The sequence below is a fragment of the Type-E symbiont of Plautia stali genome (assembly GCF_059731115.1).
In genome coordinates, this window is record NZ_AP035906.1 from 1136969 (window position 1) to 1157536 (window position 20568).

Consider the following 20568-nt stretch of genomic DNA (forward strand, 5'->3'; position numbering starts at 1 on the left):
AGCCGCAGGGAGGCAAAAACGTTGACGCGAGAGCGTGCAAACGTATAATCCGACGCAACCACTATGCGCCCTTAGCTCAGCTGGATAGAGCACCGGCCTTCTAAGCCGTAGGTCACAGGTTCGAATCCTGTAGGGCGTGCCATTTTCAAGTCAACACACTTCTACTGAACTCTCTTTCTTTGCTTTATAATCCCTGATATAGCTGGATTTTTCTGTCGCGAGCTCAACTAAAGTCTACTCAGTTCAACCCAAATCAATTGGTGTCTGGGGGCCTTTGCGGGGGCTCATCTCGTTCAATGGAAATTAGGGGCCCCCTATGCCACTAAATGCACGGCAGATCGACACTGCAAAACCAAGAGAGAAAGAATACAAATTAACGGATGGAGGCGGACTCTACCTGCTGATCAAACCCAACGGTGCTAAATACTGGCGCTTAAAATATCGCGTGCTGGGTAAAGAGAAAAAGCTCTCTATCGGTGTTTATCCCGATATCTCATTGGCAGATGCTCGTTTGAAGCGAGAGGAAGCACGCAAGGTTGTTGCGCTTGGCGGAGATCCAAGCGAAGAGAAGCGGGTTGAAAAACTGGCGCAGAAGGCAAGTGTTGAAAATAACTTCAAAGCTATCGCGCTGGAATGGCATGAGTATAAGCGTACCGGATGGTCAAAAGGCTACGCTGATGACTTAATGGAAGCATTTGAAAACGACATCTTCCCAGATCTCGGCAAGCGACCCATTGCAGAGATAAAGCCGCTGGAGATGCTGACGACGCTGCGTAAGCTAGAGAAGCGCGGTGTTCTCGATAAATTGCGTAAAATCCGACAGGCATGCAATCAGGTATTTCGATACGCGATTGTCACTGGCCGGGCGGAGAATAACCCCGCATCTGAGCTTTCTAGTGCTTTGGCAACGCCAAAGTCACAACATTTCCCTCATCTGCTCGCGGAAGAGCTGCCTGAGTTTTTGCAGGCGTTAGAAGCCTATTCAGGTAGCCCAATCACTCGGCTTGCAACCCGTATTCTGATGCTGACCGGTGTGCGCACCATTGAGTTACGTCTGGCTGAGTGGAAAGAGTTTGATCTTGATAAAGCGATTTGGGAAGTGCCTAAAGAACGCATGAAGATGCGGCGTCCACATATGGTACCGCTGTCAACCCAGGTGGTTGAAGCACTGCGCGAGATCCAAGTGGTTACTGGGCGTTATTCGCTGGTATTTCCCGGACGCAATGACATCACCAAACCAATGAGTTAAGCGAGCATCAATCAGGTGTTGAAACGCATTGGTTATCACGGGAAAGCGACAGGACATGGATTCCGGCACACGATGAGTACCATCCTGCATGAGCAGGGGTATAACACCGCGTGGATTGAGTTGCAGTTAGCTCATGTGGACAAAAACACAATTCGTGGGACGTATAATCATGCTCAGTATCTGGAGCAGAGAAGGGAAATGTTGCAGTGGTATGGGGATTTTGTGGATGGTTTAGGGAAAATTAATACTACTGAGCTCCCAAGAGTCGTTTGAATGGTAATCTCTGATTTAACCTTGCAGCGATATTGGTAAGGGAACTCAAAAAGTGTGTGACTAAAAGAGGTATGTTTATAAGTCTAATGACATGGCTCACACAATAGTAAGCCATGTCATTAATTGGCACAAATCAACATCCAGCACTGCTCTCTGACAGTTATGAGCGTCATCTGTTATAAATACCCAAAATCAATCAGAGCTTGCAAGCATTTTTTTGAGCCCCAGTTTTTGGGCAAAGCTAACATTTCTCAATCGAGCTCTTTTTGAAATATCAGACAACTTTAATATTTCCATTCGAATATTTGCAATAGTTTGCCTATTAGTTAAGTCGGCACTTCTCACTGGAATAGAATCCCTGTACCAACTTCCTGTTACTGATTGCTCATAATCGTTCAAAGATGAAATTGGTGATATTTTTTCACCAATCAAATAACAGTAGAATTTTTCCAGCTTAACATTTGCGTAATTTGCCAATATATTGCAATATTTAGGCATTTGTTGCAGGTAATCAGAAAGATCAACGTCTTGAGCCTTAAACTCAAGCAAAATACACTTACCTTCTCCAGCATAAAGGTAAACATCAGGTCTTTGATTGGGCTTAAACCCTTCTTTTACCATAACTTCATACGCTTCTCGTCGAAGAAGGGGAGTTCCATCAGGTAAAGTTATTTTACTTAACTCTATTTCAGAAAACCCTTGATAATAAAGAAATTCCTCATCAATAACCCAAAGGTCATTAATCTCATCATTGGTTTTTCTTTTAAAAAACAAGTCATGAATAATTCCCTCTTTATCTTTTCTTTTCCCTAAAGGTTGTTCTTCATTTTGAATCTCAAGCTTGCTTGATACTATTTTGTCCAGCAGTGTTGTAATAATCTCTCTACGAATAACGTACTTAGAAAGTTCTTCTTTATTTTGCTCATCAATAAGTCGAGAAATTTCTTTTGATTTTGACTCGATTTGCGCTTGATAATTATCAGAGGCAGGGTTTAGTTTATCTAATTGTTTAATGATGGTTCTGGTTTTATTACTTTTATCTGCGATAATATTGGCTAATTCAACATGTAGAGATTTAATTATCACCTCATCTGGTGCATTCAGCTTTACTCGGCCTTTTACAATGTCAGCAACCTTTGCCGACACACCGAGTTCTAGAGCGAGCATCATCACTCTTTTGCTGGTTGCTTCCTTTGCATCTACAAGTTCCTCATAAATCTTATCAAGCTGAATGCCAACCTCTTTTTTAATATCATCCATATACACATATGAATAATCATAAAATAAAGAAGAAGATATCTGATTAACATCTAATTTAGATTTTATTATAAAGGAATCTACAGCGTCATTTACATTTTCTGGGCGATCTAAGTAATCACCATAAAATGCCGCAATTTTTTTCTTACCAATCAACCCATTCGCATTATTTATAATGGGATTCTTAATGTGTTCGACTGGGATATCTTTACTGCAAAGAAATGCCCCGTGACTTTCTATTGATTCAGCGTCAAACTCAAATACAAGCCACTTAAAAATTTCTGGCTCTTTAACTGAATCGCAAATCCAGTCAACACCACTTTTTGCCTTGTCATTTTGTCGTGGGTAGGAGTAAGGAACTGTAAACTGCCCGGATTGGCAAGGTTCAGGGAAGAGATCGGGAGTCAAGCAAACTGTTTCTGATTCTGAAGACACAGAATATTCAAATTGGAGCTTTAAATCAGGGAATGTGATATCTTTCTGCTTTTCTAAATATACACGTAGTGCATATTGAGATTTAATAAGGGACTCAAATTTTTTCAGTGTCAACGAACTGAAATATTCATCATCTTTTTTCTGTGACTTAAATCCTTGCAAAGTTATTGTTGTCAAAGATTCTTCAGAATTCGACTGCGCCAGCCGCTCATCAAAGATGAAGTTCTCATTACTGCTTTTGAAAGTTCGAATATAGCTCTCATTCTTTTCTATATATTGACTAACTATACTAAGTTGAGAGAAACGGTGTAAGAACTGTAAACGCCCAGTACCTCTATTATGATAGCCTTTGGAATTGTCTAATATTGCGCCAAATCTTTCAAAAGAAACACTGTTAAATCCAACACCAGTATCAGAAATAACTATACGATCGAGGTGTTTCTTTTCTTTGTCAATATCGTTGAAATGAAAATTCACACTGATGAATTGTTTTTTAGTGCTTTTTTTTTCGAGGATAGACTCTAAAGAGTTAGTTATTGCCTCAAAAACTGGAGCTAGCGTGTTCTTTGAGGCTGGAATAAGCCTAAGCATACCTTGGAGGTTTGCGTTCGGGTTTCTCATTTTTTCCTAACTCTTTCAGAGAAATTATGTGTGTGGTCAGATTAGCAACAATTGTTAGAAAAATCACTATCAATACTTCGTTAAGTATTCGCCACAACACATCGCAGCCGGTACACCAACACTTCCATAAGCTGTTTCACAACTAGTTCTGTGCAAGCCATCAATTTCCCAGTTTGTAGATGCTGGTCGCGATCGCTTGTCTCGACCATCTTAGAGGGCGCAAACTTGCATGCATTTTGGCCTTAGGTAATTAAGTCCGGCTGATTTTATGAGATAATCCCGGTCAATATCACTTTGTATACATTGGCGACCACTCGCACAGGGATTAACCCATGATGAGGTTTCCTCTCATCAGAGGTTAGCTCCAAAATCGAGAGAATCCGATTGTTTTATTAGAAAAAGAGAACGCATTTACATGGCTAAATCACCAACCAAGAAAGCTGGAAAAGGCTTCGAAGAAACACTTTGGGATACCGCCAACCAGCTGCGTGGCAGCGTGGAATCCTCCGAGTACAAGCACGTAGTTTTGAGCCTGGTATTCCTGAAATTTATCAGCGACAAGTTTGAAGCCAAGCGTAACCAGCTGATTGACAACGGCCAGGAAGCTTTTGTCGATATGGACGTTTTCTATCAGCAGGATAACGTCTTCTTCCTGCCACCAGAAGCCCGCTGGTCTTATGTCAAAACCCGTGCGAAGCAAGATGACATCGCGGTGATCGTTGACACGGCTCTTTCCACCATAGAGAAGTGCAATACGTCGCTGACGGGTGCCTTGCCTGATAACTACTTCTCCCGTCAGGGATTAGAGGTGAAAAGGCTCGCTTCTCTAATTGATACCATTGAGAACATTGACACCCTCGCCAACGAATGCGATCTGACTGAAGAAGATCTGGTAGGCCGCGTTTACGAATATTTCCTTGGCAAGTTTGCCGCCAGCGAAGGTAAAGGTGGTGGAGAGTTCTATACCCCGAAAGCAGTAGTGACCCTGCTTGCTGAAATGCTCGAACCCTATCAAGGCAAGATCTATGATCCTTGCTGTGGCTCAGGCGGCATGTTTGTGCAGTCGCTAAAATTTGTTGAAAGCCATCAAGGTAAGAGTAAGGACATCGCTATTTACGGCCAGGAGTTGACCAGCACCACTTATAAGCTGGCCAAAATGAACCTGGCTGTGCGCGGACTTTCCGGCAATCTGGGAGAGCGCCCGGCTGATACCTTTTTTGCCGATCAGCACCCAGATCTCAAGGCCGATTTCATCATGGCTAATCCACCTTTTAACCTGAAGGACTGGCGCAACGAGGCGGAGCTCACCAACGATCCGCGCTTTGCAGGTTTTCGCACTCCTCCTACCGGCAACGCTAACTATGCCTGGATCCTGCACATGCTCTCCAAGCTGAGCGAAGACGGCACCGCGGGCTTTGTGCTGGCCAATGGCTCGATGAGCTCTAATAGCAGCGGTGAAGGCGAGATCCGTCAAAAGCTGATAGAAGATGACCGTATCGAATGCATGATTGCCCTGCCGGGGCAGCTGTTTTTTACCACCCAGATCCCCGTTTGCCTGTGGTTTATCAGCAAAAGCAAACAAGCCAATCCTCAATATGGCTACCGCGATCGTCGCGGTGAGACTCTGTTTATCGATGCCCGTAATCTTGGCACTATGGTGAGCCGTACCCAAAAAGAGCTGACTAAAGAGGATATTGCCACCATAGCCGACACTTTCCACGCCTGGCGCATTAGCGAAAGCGAACTCAAGCGCCGCATTGAGGCTAAAGAGATCGGTGTCGAGCAATATCAGGATCAGGCTGGTTTCTGCAAAGTCGCGACTCTTGATGATATGAAGGCCAACGACTTTGTGCTGACTCCTGGCCGCTATGTGGGCGCTGCAGATGTTGAAGATGATGGCATCGCCTTTGAAACCAAGATGCAGGAGCTGACCCAAACTCTTTATCGACAATTGGATGAAGCAGCCGTGCTGGATCGAGCTATACGCCAAAATATGGAGGAGCTTGGGTATGGAGAGTAATAATTCTAGATTTTTAGGCGAATATAGCTGGGATACCGTTTGCTTAAAAGAGATATCTCTTAAGATTGGTTCTGGTTCAACTCCTCGCGGGGGAGAGTCTGCTTATATTCCAGAACGTAAAAAATTTGCATTTATCAGAAGTCAGAATGTCTACGATTTCAAATTTGACGTAAGTGGCTTGAGGTTTATATCAGATGAGGACGCTAATAAACTAAAAGGGGTACATCTTCAGAAAGATGACGTGCTAATAAATATCACAGGTGATGGTGTAACATTCTCACGTTGCTGCTTAGTTCCTGAAGAAATTTTGCCCGCAGCTGTTAATCAACATGTTGCAATAATTAGATTAGATAAGAGTAAATGCTTGCCTGGATATCTAATGGCCTACTTATGCTTACCTGAAACCAAAGCATACATTGAAAGTTTCAATGCAGGAGGCAGTAGAAGAGCGATTACAAAAGGACATATAGAAAGCTTCGAGATCCCCTTGCCACCGATGCTTATTCAGGAACATATATCCAGAGTCACGCTTGGTTTATTGGCAAAGCAAAGTATTAATACTCAAATCAACCAAACTCTAGAGCAAATGGCACAAGCGCTCTTTAAATCATGGTTCGTGGATTTTGACCCCGTAGTCGATAACGCGTTGGATGCAGGCTTTTTCGAGCAGGATTTAGAGTTCTCTGATGAGTTGCTGCGCCGTGCTGAGGCCCGTAAAGCTGCGCGCGAAAATGCAGACTTCAAACCTTTATCGGAGGATATCCGCCAGCTATTCCCCGCAGCTTTTGAGGAGGGTGTCGAGCCTTCAGTAGGAATTAATGGTTGGATACCGAAGGGGTGGTTTATTGCCCCATTAGATAATATTGCCAATTTCCAGAATGGACTGGCTTTACAAAAATTTAGACCAGATAGTGACGAAGATGAATATCTTCCTGTTCTTAAAATTGCGCAGCTTCGCCAAGGGTATTGCGACAATAACGAAAGAGCCAGAATCGACTTAAAGGAGTCATGCCGAGTATACAATGGCGACATGATTTTTTCTTGGTCAGGAACATTGATGACAGATATTTGGACTGGTGGTAATGCGGCTTTAAATCAGCATTTATACAAGGTCACTTCAAGTAAATATCCGTTATCATTTTATTTTCACTGGACAAATCATCATTTGGTTAGGTTTCAACATATTGCAGCAGCAAAAGCAGTTACGATGGGACATATCAAAAAGGGTGACCTCAGTGATTCATTCTGCGTTGTGCCAAAAAATCAAACGTTGGCTTATTTTGACAGTATTGCTGGGGCTTACCTGGAGCAGGCAAAAAATGTTCGATTGCAATGCAATACATTAGTTAAGCTCCGTGACTGCCTACTACCCAAACTGATTTCCGGAGAGCTGTGTCTTGAGGAACTCGAGGCCAAACTTACTTCAGAGAGCGTGGTATAACTCATTAAAGGGGGGACGTGCTAGCACTTTCTCCTCTATAGCTATTTCCTTTAACGACCCGAACTAGAATAAGAAGCCATTGCTATGAGCCATATTTTCACGGAAGCGAAGCTGGAACAGGCCATTATCTCCCTACTGGGACAGCACTCAAATGCGGAAGGCCAACCCTGTTACCCTCATTTTGTCGGTAGTAATGTGCCACGCAAAGAGAGAAGTGAGGTGCTGATTACGGATGACCTGCGCCAGTATCTGGCCAACCAGTATCAGGCTGAGGGGATCACGGAAGGGGAGATTTCTCACATCCTCCATCAGCTGCAGACGCTTCCTGCCAGCGATCTCTATCAGAGCAATAAAACCTTTTGCCACTGGCTCAGCAACGGCTTTTTACTTAAGCGTGAAGATCGTAATAAGAAAGACCTCTATATCGAGCTGATGGATACCAGCACCTTGTCAGAGCAGTTAGTCAGCTTGTTTACAGGACATGGCGAAGAGATGGCCGAGGTGGGTAATAATATCTACCGGTTGGTTAATCAACTGGATATAGAAGGCCAGACTCGTGACGGCGGACTGCAACTGCGTATCCCCGATGGCATCTTGTATGTGAACGGCCTGCCGCTGGTAGTCTTCGAGTTTAAATCGGCGGTACGTGAAGAAGAGGCTACCACTTATGACGCTTGGCGCCAACTTTGTGTGCGCTATAAGCGCGATATTCCTAAGCTATTCGTCTATAACGCGCTGTGTATTCTCAGTGACGGGGTGAACAATAAGCTAGGTAATCTGTTTGCTCCATACGAGTTTTACTACGCCTGGCGCAAGGTGAACGGTAACGAGTCCACAGAGCAAGATGGTATCAACGGCCTCTACACTCTGATCCAAGGGTTATTTCATCCGATCCGTCTGCTGGACGTGTTGAAGAACTTTGTCTTCTTCCCGGACACCAGTAAACAGGAAGTGAAGATTTGCTGTCGCTATCCGCAGTATTACGCCGCCCGTAAGCTTTACTACAACATTAAAAAAGAGCGCAAGCAGATAACGGCCAGCGGAGAGAATATTGGTGGCACCGGTAAAGGGGGAACCTATTTTGGTGCTACTGGCTGCGGCAAGAGCTACACCATGCAGTTTCTTGCACGGCTGTTGATGAAAAGCGTCGATTTTGCCAGTCCGACCATTGTTCTCATTACCGACCGCACCGATCTTGATGAACAGCTCGCGAAGCAATTCTGCAATGCCACCGCTTTTATCGGCGATGCGGTGATTGAACCGGTCACCAGCCGTCAGGATTTGCGAGACAAGCTGGCCGGATGCGCTAGCGGCGGAGTTTTCCTCACAACCATCCATAAGTTTACTGAAGATATCCAACTGCTCTCCCATCGCAGCAATATCATCTGTATTTCTGACGAAGCCCACCGAAGCCAGATCAACCTCGACCTGAAGGTCAGTATCGATGCTGAAAGCGGAACGGTGAAAAAGACCTACGGCTTTGCTAAGTATCTACACGACTCGCTGCCTAACGCTACCTATGTTGGCTTTACCGGCACTCCTATCGACGCCACCCTGGATGTATTTGGCCCCACCATCGATAGTTACACTATGACCGAGTCGGTTAACGATGAAATCACGGTGCGGATTGTCTACGAAGGGCGAGCTGCCAAAGTGGTGCTTGATAACAGTAAGCTGGAAGAGATCGAGCAGTATTATCAAGAATGCGAAAAACTGGGTGCCAGTGAACACCAGATTGAAGAGAGCAAGAAAACCACGGCCAATATGAATTCCATCTTGGGCGATCCGGATCGCATCGAGGCATTGGCCAAGGATTTCGCCCAGCATTACGAAAAACGGGTGACAGAAGGCTCGACTATCAAAGGCAAGGCGATGTTTGTCTGCGCCAGCCGCGAGATTGCCTACGATTTCTATAAGAGACTGAAACGTCAGCGCCCCAAGTGGTTCGAGGCAAAACAGGCTATTGATGGTGTCACCCTTACTGAGCAAGAGAAAAAAGAGTTGATGAGTCTTCCTCTCGTCAACATGGTTATGACTCGTGGCCAGGATGATGATGAGGCTATGTACAACTTGCTCGGTACTAAGGAGTACCGCCGTGAGCTCGACAAACAGTTCAAGAACCCTAAGTCCAACTTCAAAATTGCGATTGTGGTGGACATGTGGCTAACCGGTTTTGACGTGCCCGAACTTGATACCATTTACATCGATAAGCCACTGCAAAAGCATAATCTGATCCAAACTATCTCGCGGGTAAACCGCCGCTTTGAGGGCAAAGAGAAGGGGCTTGTGGTCGATTACATTGGCATAAAAAGTCGAATGAATATGGCGTTAGCTATGTATTCGAAAGCTGATAAATCCAACTTTGAAGATATACAGCAGTCACTTATCGAGGTGCGTAATCACCTGCATCTGCTTGCTCAGGTGTTCCATACTTTCGACAACCGCGATTACTTCTCTGGCGCACCGGCCTTACAGTTGGAATGCCTCAACCGAGCTGCCGAGTTCGTGCTGCAGACCAAGAAGATTGAGCTGCGCTTTATGGGATTGGTGAAACGCCTGAAAGCCGCCTATGACGTTTGCGTGGGTAGTGAAGAGATCACTCAGGATGAGCGTGAGCGAATTCATTTCTATCTGGCCGTGCGTTCTATCGTCTACAAGCTTACAAAGGGCGATGCGCCGGACACCGCACAGATGAACCAGAAAGTGCGTGAGATGATTGCCGAGGCACTCAAGGCTGAAGGAGTAGAGGAGATCTTCACCTTAGGCGAAGATAAAGCTGAGACCATCGATATCTTTGACGACGAGTACATGGCTCGTATCGGCAAGATCAAGTTGCCCAACACCCGGATGCAACTACTGCAAAAAATGTTGGCAAAAGCCATCAGCGATTTTCAAAAGGTGAACCAACTTCAGGGGATCAACTTCTCCAAACGTTTCCAGGCATTGGTTGATCAGTACAATCAGCGCAAAGAGAACGACGTGCTCAACGGTGAAGAGTTCGACACGTTCACCCAACAGATGGCTGACATGATCTACGACATTAAGACCGAGATGATGTCATTTGCCGATATTGGCATCGATATGGAAGAAAAGGCATTTCTCGATATCCTGGCGCATATGTGCGAGAAGTACGATTTCACCTATGACGAGGATAAAATGTTGGAGTTGGCCAAAGAGATGAAGGTGATTGTCGATGACAGTGCCCAGTACCCCGACTGGAGCAATCGCGACGACATCAAGGCTAAACTTAAAGTAGATCTTATCCTGCTGCTACACCGCTATGGCTTCCCTCCGGTAGCCAACGATGAGGTCTACAAGAGCGTGCTGGAGCAGGCGGAAAACTTTAAAAAGTACTTGCATAGCTGATTTATCAAATGGAGGGAGCGAGCCCTGTCCCCCTGAAATACTCAGCTATTTGAACCCACGTACTGAGCTTTATGCTACCGCTCGAAGTCATTTCGGTGACGCGGGTTTGCCAGTAAAATGACATTAAAGTATTTAAATTTTCCTTCAGTTGCAGTGGCTGTGGTCTACCAGATTTTGGGAACGTACCATTCCTCGAAAAGAACTGATTGTTGTAATCTTAACGCCGGAAGACATGCGTCATTTTGTGGAAAGATCGTAGGTTATATAGAGTTGTCTTTTGTAGGGAATCTGGACAAATGTCAACTCCACTTCAGGGACTTTCAGTGGGAACGCATTCAGAACTGTGGCAAGAACCCCCTTTGTGTTAGTGAAAAATCCAACATATTGCGCCTTGATAATCATTCCACATCAAGGAGATGAATGCTGACACTTAAAATGATAGTTTATTTATGTAAAGTACCAAATTCGACTTTTCCCATTTAAGATAGATTGCATTTCTGTGTGTGAGGTTTACAAGGAAAGACGGTCAACATGCATCGTACTATTTCTGAGTTTTATCGCATTCCCCCTTTACTTATTCGGGCGCTAAAAAGCGGAGTCTTCTCCGTGGTGGAGCTTCATCTCAGCAGGGGATTACCGAAAGATTCACAAGATTCTCTGGGAAATAGCCCATTGATGATTGCGGCCCAGAATGGGCATTTCGCTATTTGCGAAATGTTGTTGCGCGCGGGTGTCGATGTTGAACATCAAAACAACCTCGGGCTCTGCGCCAGTGACCTCGCACAGGAGCAAATGCTGCGTGATCTGTTGGCCCGTTATCGGCAATCTCATCCGCCTGCCGAGCAGCAACCAGCAAGAGGGCCAGTCGATGATGCCATAGTTGAGGTTGAAGTCGAAGCCGATGTTGAAACAGAACCTCCCGAAACCGAAGCCGCAATGGATTTCATGCTGTGGGACGCTGAAGTCGAATCGGAACCCGCCGAAGATAATCTGGCATTACGACACGCTTCCGCTGAGGTTCAGCAATTATTATCCCGCTATCGCCCGAAAGATGACGCTGCTGAGTGGAGCGATATCGAACTCACGCTTCCTGACCCGCCGACGCCAGTTTCCCACTCTTCACAAAATTATCCTCATCTCTCAACGTTGCTCGCTGACGCACTCAATGCCGGTCGTGTCTCTGTGCGTGACATCCGGTTTGCCGGGGAAGAGGATTTCGGTATGTCGTGGCCTGAACTAGGGGTCAGCGTAGAGGCATTGATCAAAGACTTACCTCTGATTGTGGATGGCGATGATGCTTTCCCGGAAAGTGAGGCCTATGAGGCATTAACGGCGAGTGAAGATCTCGAGCCCTGGTTTGACGCTTTCGGTGCATTGTGGCAGTCCGGCATCTTTGAACGTTATCTTGTGGATATTCGCCAATGGGATGTCGTGGATAAAACAAAGGAAGAACGACTCGGGCAGCGCATGGATACGGCGCTTATCAATTTGTTGACTATCCTGGCGGAATTACCCGAAGCAGAATATCTTCAGTTGCTGCATCCGAATCGATTTCCGGTGCCAGCGCCTGAGATTTCTGAAGAGGAAGACGACGCTGAAGAAGCGGATGAGGAGATGTATTCCGCATCCGATGACGAAGACGCCATCAGCTTTAACGATCTGCTCTTTCTGCTGAGAAGTGGAAAAGCAGAAGAGTACCAGGATAATCATATTCCCCGTCCGGATTACGCTGACCTGCAACTGATAGTCGAGCGCGCTCGAACGCTCATTCCTGATGAATGCCATAAAATGAGTCTGTATGTCAGCAGCTACAGAGAGGCATGGGAGGGGTTAATCCACGCCAATTTGCGGTTGGTAGTTGCGATTGCGAAAAAATACAGCGGGCGAGGATTAGATGTCGAGGACCTGATCCAGGAAGGCAATCTGGGCTTGATCAAGGCCGTTGAAAAATTCGACTATCGGCGCGGATTTAAATTCTCAACCTATGCCTCTTGGTGGATCCGTCAGAAGATTACCCGTGCGATTGCCGATCAGGCACAACTCATCCGTTTACCCGTTCACTTCTATGAGCAATTTAGACGTTGGCAGAGCAGTCGGGATCAGTTTCTGCATCGCCAAGGGATAACGCCCACACTCAGACTGTTGCAGGAAATGACCGACCTGCCAGAGCGTCAGCTTCTTCGGATGGCTAAATATGAAGAACAGACGGCGCTGATTGGCGATTTTCATGATGACGCCCATGACAGCAAAGTGGCGTTGCCGGGGGATGCGCTGCTGACTAAAAGGGATTTTACCAGTGCCCCTGTTCAGTCTCTGGAGCTAAGAGAGCGCATTTCATCGGTTCTGGATACCCTGCTGCCACGCGAAATACAGATTATAAAAATGCGTTTTGGCATCGGCATGACGCAAGATTTCACGTTGGAAGAGGTAGGTAAACAGTTTGATGTCACGCGAGAAAGGATACGTCAGATAGAAGCCAAAGCGCTCCGTAAGCTCCGTCATCATAGCCGGGCGTCAGAATTAGGCGGCTTCGTTGAACAGTGGGAAACCGCGTTGAGTGAGATGCAGGAAGAAGAAGAATGACGACCATGCGCCATGCGCCACCGAATGCAGCAATTATGATCGAAGCTCTGCGAGGGCTCGGTTACAACACCGCCACCGCACTGGCTGACATCATCGACAACAGTATTAGTGCCGGTGCCCGTAAGGTCGAGCTGACCTTTTGCTGGCGTGAGGCGGATAGCTATATCGTGGTTCGGGATAATGGCTGCGGCATGTCGGCCGCTGAACTGGATGTTGCAATGCGACTGGGTGTCAAAAACCCGCTGACAAAGCGTCCAGGACACGATCTGGGCCGCTTCGGTCTTGGACTCAAAACCGCCTCCTTTTCGCAATGCCGCCGCCTGACGGTCTCTTCCAAAAAAGAGGGGGTAACGACCATCCTACGGTGGGATCTGGACATTCTCGCCGCAAGTACGGACGACGGTTGGTATTTGCTTGAAGGTGCTGACCCAGGGAGTGAGGAGGCGTTAGCAAATGCAGAACCTGACTCCCACGGTACGGTGGTGCTGTGGGATGTTTTAGACCGAATCGTCACCCCCAGCTACGGTGAGAAAGATTTCCTCAATCTGATGGATGGCGTTGAACAACATCTGGGGATGGTATTTCACCGATTCCTTGAGGGGAGCTCACCCCGACTCACTCTCACCCTCAATGATCGCAACATTAAAGCCTGGGATCCCTTTCTCAGCGGGCATCCTTCCAAGCCCTGGCATTCGCCTGCGGCAATGGCGCCAGGCGCCCCTGCCGTGAAGGTGGAGTGCCATGTTCTGCCGCATCAGGATCACCTGACGACGCAGGAGTATCAACAGGCTCAAGGACCGGCAGGCTGGACTGCTCAGCAAGGATTCTATGTATACCGGAATGAGCGATTGCTGGTGGCGGGCAACTGGCTTGGACTCGGTAGTCCGCGGGCCTGGACGAAAGATGAAACCCACCGCCTTGCGCGGATCCGTCTGGATATCCCTAATGATGCCGACATAGACTGGAAGATTGATATTCGTAAATCGATGGCGCGCCCGCCGGTTTCGCTGCGTCCTTGGTTAACCCAACTGGCGCAATCAACACGCGATCGTGCGGTACGGACATTTGCAAAACGCGGGAAAATGAATAAGCGCAAGCCAGGTGAAGAACTCATTCATCTCTGGCAGGCGCAAAAGACGTCATCAGGTGTTCGTTACCAGATTTCATTACAACATCCTGTTATCAGCAATGTTCTTTCGCAGGCCGGTGAATTATCTCCGCAAATTCAGGCCATGCTAAGACTGATTGAGGAAACCGTTCCGGTTCAGCAAATCTGGCTTGATACGGCTGAGACAAAAGAGACGCCGCGGACAGGCTTTCAAAGCGCACCGCCCGCAGAGGTGTTATCCGTATTGCAGGTCATGTACCAGACCATGGTTGGACAGCAGGCGATGTCACCGGCACTGGCGAAACAGCATCTGCAAAATATGGAACCCTTCGATAATTATCCCGAATTAATTGCACAACTCCTCGACGATCAACAAGAGAAATCGCTATGAGTCTGAGCCCCTTGGATGACACGCAACTGAGTGTATTGCAGATTGTGCAAACGTTCCTGCAAGGCCAGGATAAAAGCACGATTACCCCTGGTATTCTGCGTCAACATATTGACATGGTTTGTCAGATGAAACCGGAGTGGAACCACCTTGATAACCGGGAGATTCTGGTCGAAGAGTTGATCCGCCGTTATAGCATCTGGATGGGCGAAGATACTTCTCTGAGTAATGACGAAGGACATCAACCCTGGCTGACAGCTGACGCAAAACGCGAGTGGCGCTACTGGCATCGATACCGTCAGTGGCTTGGCAAAACGATGCCCTGGGGAGTCCTAGATACCCTTGACCGTTCAACGGATCGTGTTCTGGGATTACTTGAGCAACCGGGACGAGAAGGGCGCTGGGATCGGCGTGGTCTGGTAGTCGGCCATGTTCAGTCCGGGAAAACCGGCCACTATACCGGGCTAATCTGTAAAGCCGCGGATGCAGGATATAAGATAATCATTGTGCTTGCTGGTTTGCATAATAACCTCCGCTCGCAGACCCAAATGCGTCTTGATGAAGGATTTCTTGGCTATGAGACGAGTCCACTCAGAGAAAAAGTGACCATCATTGGGGTGGGCGATATTGATAGCGATCCCGTCATTCGTCCCAATTACGTCACCAACCGATCTGAAAAGGGCGACTTCAGTGCCGGAGTGGCTAAGAATCTGGGGATCAGCCCCGAGCAACGCCCCTGGCTGTTTGTGGTAAAGAAAAATAAATCTATTTTAAAGCGCCTGCATACCTGGATTGAAAACCATGTTGCCACTAGCGTTGATCCCGTCACCGGAAAGCGTTTTGTTTCGGAATTACCGCTGCTGATGATTGATGATGAAGCTGATAACGCCTCCGTTGACACGGGGGAAATCGTTTACGATGGCGATGGAAAACCGGATGCTGAACATCAGCCAACGGCAATCAATAGTCTGATTCGTAAGTTGTTGATGCAGTTCAGCCGTAAGGCATATGTCGGCTATACCGCCACGCCCTTTGCCAATATCTTTATTCACGAGAGCAATGAAACGCGTGATGAAGGTCCGGATTTGTTCCCTTCAGCCTTTATCATTAACCTCGGCGCACCTTCAAATTACATCGGCCCTGCGAGGGTATTTGGTCGGGCAACCGCGGAAGGCCGGACTGGTGAACTTCCTTTGATCAGGCGGGTGAGCGATCATTGTAGCGATGATGGAAAAAGAGGATGGATGCCAGTTTCTCATAAGAGCTCGCACCATCCCACGCTTGATACGCTAACCCATTTCCCTGACTCGTTAAAAAACGCCATTGATAGCTTTTTGCTGGCGTGCTGCGTCCGAGAATTACGCGGTCAGGGAGATAAACACAGTTCGATGCTTGTCCATGTGACCCGCTTCAATAACGTGCAATCGATCGTTTATGAGCATATTAATGCCTACATTCAGGATTTGAGACAGCGGTTGACGCGAAAGATTGGACATGAGCTTTTTTTACATCAGCTTGAATCACTCTGGCAGGCCGACTTTTTGCCGACTTGTCAGACGATTCGCGACGTTATGCCGCAGCAGGTTCCAGACGTCTACTTCGTGTGGCAGGAGATCGTTGACAAGCTGTATAACGTGATAGAAAACGTGTCGGTACGAATGATAAATGGAACGGCGAAGGATGCGCTTGATTATTCAGACAGTGCGACAGGTTTAAAAGTTATTGCGATTGGCGGAGACAAGCTGGCTCGAGGGTTAACGCTTGAGGGATTATGCACCAGTTATTTCTTACGCGCCTCCCGCATGTATGACACGTTAATGCAGATGGGGCGCTGGTTTGGCTACCGCCAGGGATATCTGGACGTATGTCGGCTGTATACCACCGATGAGCTGATTGAATGGTTTGAGCACATTGCGGATGCATCGGAAGAGCTGAGAGAAGAGTTTGACAATATGATCGCCAGCGGCGGAACTCCGCGTGATTTCGGGCTAAAAGTGAAATCACACCCCGTTTTAATGGTGACATCACCCTTAAAAATGCGTAGTGCGCGCTCACTGTGGCTGTCTTTCAGTGGCTCGGTGGTCGAAACGATTTCGTTGTTTAGAGAGCCAGAGTACCACAAGCATAACTACTCGGCCTTCCAGCGTCTGACCGGACGTATCGGTTCTGGCGTGCCGATCCCTGAGAGACGACGCGGAGAGAAGATTGAAAAATGGAATGGAGTCATCTGGCAAAACGTCTCTCCCGAGCCGATCATTGATTTCTTAACGGAATATGAGACCCACGCTCAGGCCAGAAAAGCCAACAGCAAACTGCTGGCGGATTTCATTACACGGATGAATCGTGTTGATGAACTCACCCAGTGGACAGTGGCGGTGATAGGAGGGGGGGGCGATCGTCATCACGCTGTATGTGGCTTCCCCGTCCCGCTTATGATGCGTAAAGCGTCTGAGGGAGTCACTGATCGCTATTCCATTGGCCGTTTACTTTCTCCACGCGATGAAGGGATAGACTGCGATGAATCGACTTGGCTTGCCGCGCTGGAAGAAACGCAGCGTATTTTTCATGCCGATCCCGGACGTAATGAAGGGCGAGAGAAGCCCGTCATTCCTGGTGGCGTAGTACTGCGTCGGATCAAAGGATTTGGCATAAACGACATCCCGGCACAGCGTCAAAAAGGGCTACTGCTCATTTACTTACTGGACCCGCAACAGGCATTGTCGGCAACGGAATATAAGGATGATGCCTTGCCAGTGGTGGCTTTTGGTATCAGTTTTCCGGGAAGTCGCAGTGGGGTAACGGTGGAGTACAAAGTTAACAACGTATTGTGGGAGCAAGATTATGGTGCGGCTGAGTAAAGATGATCTACTGGCAGCCTGGAAAGCCTTAGATCGCTTTCAGGCAGACGAACAGCCCGGAGCCCAGGGCTGGCGCGGAATTCGGCTTTTTACGCATCAGGGCTGTAGCTTTCATGCCGGGCGTCGTCAGCCTGATAATGAAGAAATGCTGATTGCCGTGTTTCCTCATCCTCTTTCGTTGGGGGCGACGGCGCTGCCGTCCTGTAAAGGATTTCGCGTTGAGATGACCGGAACAGAGGAAGGGCGGCAGAACGGTTTGATGATCCGTCGCCAGCAAACGGGGAATGTGGATGTCTTTACGACGATGATTCTGGATATTCTCCATTCGCTCCTGAATGTTTCTGAACAGCGTCTGTTTGAAACCCTGCTCCGTCGGATTCGTTTATGGCAGACGTTTATGGAGCGCGATACCCGTCCACTCAGTCACGAAGAAGAAGTGGGATTAATCGGGGAATTGACGTGTCTGGAACGGTTGATCGAGAGCGGTCTTGCGTCGCCAACGGCAGTCGAAGCATGGGTAGGACCACAGCATGGCCTACAGGATTTTGAACTCGATGAACGTGCCATTGAGGTAAAAAGCACCACAGCAGAGCAGGGTTTTTGCGTAACCATCCACTCTCTTGAACAACTGGACTGGCAGCGGCCTGGCTCGCTCATGTTGTGCGGTTTGCGCTTCAGCGAGCATCCCACCGGCGCGACCCTGAATGACATTATTAACCGTCTTCGTCAGAGGTTTGAGGGAAACGCTCAGGCGGCTTGTCTTTTTGAGGGATCGCTTTGTCATGTCGGATATTACACTGAACATGCTGAATTCTATACACGTCATTTCTTGCTGACAGAGGCGTTCGCGCTCCCCATTGAAGCGGATTTTCCCTCTTTGACGCATGCCAATGTCCCGTTGCCGGTGGTGAGTGCGTTCTATCAACTCGAACTCCAGACACTTATTCCTCAGGCTCAAAATTTTAACCATTGCTTGTCAGACTTTGCAGGATTACCGCATGGAACTTATTGATTTTTTACGTCAAACGCAGAATGAGATTCGTAAGGAATATCAGGACCAGATGACTCAGCCTGGGGTAGAGTCGCCTTTTCAGGAGCTGATTTTTACCAATACTGTTATGCGTCATATGGCCGATATCGGCATGACATTCGACGATGCCGAGACGTGTCACTTTATGGCTAAAGTCAGTGGACACAATGTGCGTCTCAGCGGTTATGCCTTCTCAGAAGATGGCGATCAACTTGACCTTTTTGTCAGCATTTATCACGGTAGCGACGAGCTTTGTCACGTCCCGGATGCTGAGACAAAAGCGATTGCCGGCCACTGCATTCAATTTTTGCAGAAGTGCGTTGACGGTAAATTATCTTCCACGCTGGATCAGTCCAATGATGCCTGGCAACTGGTGACGACCATCGAACAGTCCTATACGGAACTGGAGCAAATCAGAGTTTATGTACTGACCGATGGTCAGGTGAAAACCCGGTGGTACCAGTCCCGCGACGTGGCCGGTAAAACCATTAAATTAGAGGTTATGGACATTGTCCGCCTGTTTAACCATTGGCAGGAAGGTAAGCCACGCGACGAACTGCAGGTTAATTTTGATGAGGTGGCGGGGGGCGCACTCCCCTGTGTATGGATCCCGGATGAAATGGGTGAATATGATTATGCACTGACGGTGGTTCCGGGCGAGACGCTGCGATTTATCTATGAAAAATATGGCAACCGGATTCTGGAAGCGAACGTTCGCTCATTTCTGAGCCAGACGGGGAAAGTCAACAAGGGGATTCGCGACACCTTACGTGAGCAGCCTGAGCGTTTTATGGCTTATAATAACGGCATTGTGATTGTTGCCGATCAGGTCAGACTTGGCGAAGCGCCAGGAGGTGGCCCTGGTATTGCGTGGATGCAGGGAATGCAGATCGTCAACGGTGGGCAGACGACGGCTTCCATGTTTTTCACCAAAAAGAAATTCCCGGCAACCAATCTGCGTAACGTGCGTGTACCCGCAAAAGTCATTGTGCTGAAACAGACGAATAATGCACAAGAAGAGATGTTAATTGCGGATATTTCGCGCTTCTCGAATAGCCAGAATAAAGTCAATATTTCCGATTTGTCAGCCAATCGACCGGTACATGTACAGCTGGAAAAAATGGCAAACACGGTGTATTGCCCGGACGGATACAGTCGTTGGTTTTACGAGCGAGCGAACGGCAGTTATAAGGTTATGCTGGAACGAGAAGGTAAAACACCGGCTGGAATCAAACGGCTAAAAGACGCGATTCCTCCATCACGTCGGATAACGAAAACCGATTTCGCAAAATATCACTGTGCCTGGCTCCAGCGTCCGGATTTAGTCAGCCTCGGCGGACAGAAGAACTTTGCCGCATTAATGACGATGATCGACAAGGATACTGAGCGTTATGGGGATGAACTGAACATTGAAAGTTTTAAAAATTACATCGCGCAGGCCATTATTTATAAAAAAGCCTATAAGTTGATTAATTCACTTTTCCCCGCATTTAAGGCGAATATCGCCGCCTATACCGTGGCCGCGTATTCACATCTTTATGGCAACCAAACGGATCTGGCAGAGATCTGGCATCAACAGGGCATTGAGGAAACGATGGGGAATCGTCTTGTCAGCCTAGCCCATCGGGTGAATAGTCTTCTGACTGAATCCGCGAACGGCAGGATGATTTCGGAATGGGCGAAAAAGCCTGAATGCTGGGACTATGTGCGCAGCAAAATCTATTTCTCCGCGCAGGCAAAAACGGATGGCCTCCCGCATGTTTAAATTAAATACTGATTTCAGTATCAAAGCCTTACACGCATGTCGTGGTTGATCTCAGTGGTTGTTATGTCTGAGTGTGCCACTACATGACATTCGTTAACGTCTCCGCATAGTATGTCCAGAGTTACGTTGCTCTGGACAATTCAATTTTTTCCTCTAGTCACCTCCTTACCTCAC

General features: G+C 47.6%; 9 protein-coding genes, 1 tRNA gene and 1 pseudogene. 10 read left to right on the top strand and 1 reads right to left on the bottom strand.

The annotated features are described in order from the left end of the window. Positions 1–65: 65 nt before the first annotated feature. A tRNA-Arg gene (locus tag AC6I8L_RS05135) sits at positions 66–142 on the top strand. Between the two features lie 174 nt (positions 143–316). Then, positions 317–1522: pseudogene (locus AC6I8L_RS05140) on the top strand (tyrosine-type recombinase/integrase). A 192-nt stretch (positions 1523–1714) separates the two neighbouring features. Here the strand turns inward: AC6I8L_RS05140 and AC6I8L_RS05145 are convergent. Then, positions 1715–3835, bottom strand: coding sequence for an ATP-binding protein (locus AC6I8L_RS05145; RefSeq protein WP_058960843.1), 2121 nt, complete (start codon positions 3833–3835; stop codon positions 1715–1717). Between the two features lie 415 nt (positions 3836–4250). Here AC6I8L_RS05145 and AC6I8L_RS05150 point away from each other — a divergent pair, with 415 nt between their 5' ends. The 8 genes from AC6I8L_RS05150 to mzaE all read left to right on the top strand — a co-directional run bounded on the left by AC6I8L_RS05150 (position 4251) and on the right by mzaE (position 20394). Continuing rightward, entirely contained in the window at positions 4251–5855 is a 1605-nt protein-coding gene (locus tag AC6I8L_RS05150; protein ID WP_058960842.1) for a type I restriction-modification system subunit M, read from the top strand. Then, entirely contained in the window at positions 5845–7296 is a 1452-nt protein-coding gene (locus tag AC6I8L_RS05155) for a restriction endonuclease subunit S (RefSeq protein WP_058960841.1), read from the top strand. Before AC6I8L_RS05150 ends, AC6I8L_RS05155 begins: the two co-directional genes overlap by 11 nt. An 84-nt stretch (positions 7297–7380) precedes the next feature. After that, positions 7381–10662, top strand: coding sequence for a type I restriction endonuclease subunit R (locus tag AC6I8L_RS05160; protein ID WP_058960840.1), 3282 nt, complete (start codon positions 7381–7383; stop codon positions 10660–10662). Positions 10663–11193: 531 nt separating this feature from the next. Continuing rightward, on the top strand, positions 11194–13245 hold the full coding sequence (gene mzaA / locus AC6I8L_RS05165; RefSeq protein ID WP_058960839.1) for an MZA anti-phage system associated sigma-70 family RNA polymerase sigma factor MzaA: 2052 nt from the start codon (positions 11194–11196) through the stop codon (positions 13243–13245). After that, positions 13242–14744: an MZA anti-phage system associated ATPase MzaB gene (mzaB, locus tag AC6I8L_RS05170; protein WP_058960838.1), complete on the top strand. Its 1503-nt coding sequence runs from the start codon at positions 13242–13244 to the stop codon at positions 14742–14744. The genes mzaA and mzaB overlap by 4 nt, the downstream gene beginning before the upstream one ends. Continuing rightward, the gene (mzaC, locus tag AC6I8L_RS05175; protein WP_352411784.1) at positions 14741–17599 is read left to right on the top strand and encodes an MZA anti-phage system associated Z1 domain-containing protein MzaC; all 2859 of its coding nucleotides are present in this window, start codon (positions 14741–14743) and stop codon (positions 17597–17599) included. Before mzaB ends, mzaC begins: the two co-directional genes overlap by 4 nt. Further along, the gene (mzaD, locus tag AC6I8L_RS05180) at positions 17583–18611 is read left to right on the top strand and encodes an MZA anti-phage system associated PD-(D/E)XK motif protein MzaD (protein WP_058960837.1); all 1029 of its coding nucleotides are present in this window, start codon (positions 17583–17585) and stop codon (positions 18609–18611) included. Before mzaC ends, mzaD begins: the two co-directional genes overlap by 17 nt. Continuing rightward, positions 18598–20394, top strand: a complete 1797-nt coding sequence (gene mzaE, locus AC6I8L_RS05185; RefSeq protein ID WP_058960836.1) for an MZA anti-phage system associated AIPR family protein MzaE — start codon at positions 18598–18600, stop codon at positions 20392–20394. The genes mzaD and mzaE overlap by 14 nt, the downstream gene beginning before the upstream one ends. The last annotated feature ends 174 nt before the right edge of the window (positions 20395–20568 follow it).

Excerpts from the sequence above, each read along its gene's own strand:
- mzaC (WP_352411784.1), top strand. The coding sequence starts at position 14,741 with ATGAGTCTGAGCCCCTTGGATGACACGCAACTGAGTGTATTGCAGATT.
- AC6I8L_RS05155 (WP_058960841.1), top strand. The coding sequence starts at position 5,845 with ATGGAGAGTAATAATTCTAGATTTTTAGGCGAATATAGCTGGGATACC.
- mzaA (WP_058960839.1), top strand. The coding sequence starts at position 11,194 with ATGCATCGTACTATTTCTGAGTTTTATCGCATTCCCCCTTTACTTATT.
- AC6I8L_RS05145 (WP_058960843.1), bottom strand. The coding sequence starts at position 3,835 with ATGAGAAACCCGAACGCAAACCTCCAAGGTATGCTTAGGCTTATTCCA.
- AC6I8L_RS05160 (WP_058960840.1), top strand. The coding sequence starts at position 7,381 with ATGAGCCATATTTTCACGGAAGCGAAGCTGGAACAGGCCATTATCTCC.
- AC6I8L_RS05150 (WP_058960842.1), top strand. The coding sequence starts at position 4,251 with ATGGCTAAATCACCAACCAAGAAAGCTGGAAAAGGCTTCGAAGAAACA.
- mzaB (WP_058960838.1), top strand. The coding sequence starts at position 13,242 with ATGACGACCATGCGCCATGCGCCACCGAATGCAGCAATTATGATCGAA.
- mzaD (WP_058960837.1), top strand. The coding sequence starts at position 17,583 with ATGGTGCGGCTGAGTAAAGATGATCTACTGGCAGCCTGGAAAGCCTTA.
- mzaE (WP_058960836.1), top strand. The coding sequence starts at position 18,598 with ATGGAACTTATTGATTTTTTACGTCAAACGCAGAATGAGATTCGTAAG.